Below are 1,005 nucleotides of genomic sequence, written 5' to 3' on the forward strand. Positions count from 1 at the left end.
GATCACCCACCGCTTCCGTGTCCGGCCCATCACGTCCGTGGCCGAGGGCGCCGCTGCGACCTTCCACGTCGGCGAGGACGAGTACCTGTTCGACTTCACCTTCGACGCCCCCCACCAGCTCGACGGCGCCGACGCTCTCGTGCAGATGGGCACGTGCCGGGCGCCCGGCGGCCGGACGGTCGCCTTCCAGGTCGGCAACGAGGTGCCCACCGAGGCCGAAGGCCTGAAGATCTTCGCCGGGTCGCGGCTCGACCCGTTCTTCATCGACTTCGTGGGCGTGATCGCCACCGACATGACGGGGAAGCTGGCCCTCAGGCCCGACGCCGACAACGTCCTGGAGGGCCTGAACTGCCTGAGCATCGTCCTGGAGATCGACGCCGCGGTGCTCGGCCCGGCCGCCGGTTCCCTGGTGGCGGTCGTCGGCGAGACCCTGACCTCCGGTGGCGGCCGCCCGATCCAGCTGGAGCGCATGGGCCGGCCGGAGATCAAGAACGTGGTCCTGTCGAGCAAGAAGTACGACACCGTCAACCGTGATCTGGAGATCCGCGACCTCTACAACGAGGAAGACACCTTCAACATCCGCCCCGACTACGCGGGCGCCTACCGCGCACGGTTCAACGCCAACCTGGCCTGGTTCGACGGCCTGGACGGCAAGACCGACTGGCCGCTGGACGAGCAGGGCAACCACCCGCTGACCGAACTGCTGCTCGCGGACTTCCTCGTCGTCGACCTGTCCAAGCCCTTCTCCGAGGACGGCTGCTTCGAGATCGAGACCGCCCTGGTCGCCGGCCGCCCGCACACCACCTGCGGTGGCCGTTCGCTCAACGACGACATCGTGGACACCCTCTACACCCTGCTCGTGGGCGGCGTCGACGGCGAGCGCCTCAGCGACGGCGTCGACCAGGCGACCAAGCCCGCCACCCACACCTTCCCCTACCTCAACACCCCCAACCCGACCCCGCCGGACCTGGGCGCCCGCCTGGCCGCGATGATGCCTCCCCAGGA

The 1,005-nt window shown here is 69.4% G+C and carries 1 protein-coding gene; it reads left to right on the forward strand.

Features of this window, described 5'->3' with window-relative positions:
- A partial coding sequence (locus ACIBJF_RS53590) for a DUF4331 family protein (RefSeq protein WP_399185144.1) occupies positions 1-1,005 on the forward strand: 1,005 nt, incomplete at both ends.

The organism is Streptomyces sp. NPDC050743 (assembly GCF_044456925.1).
GTDB lineage: Bacteria > Actinomycetota > Actinomycetes > Streptomycetales > Streptomycetaceae > Streptomyces.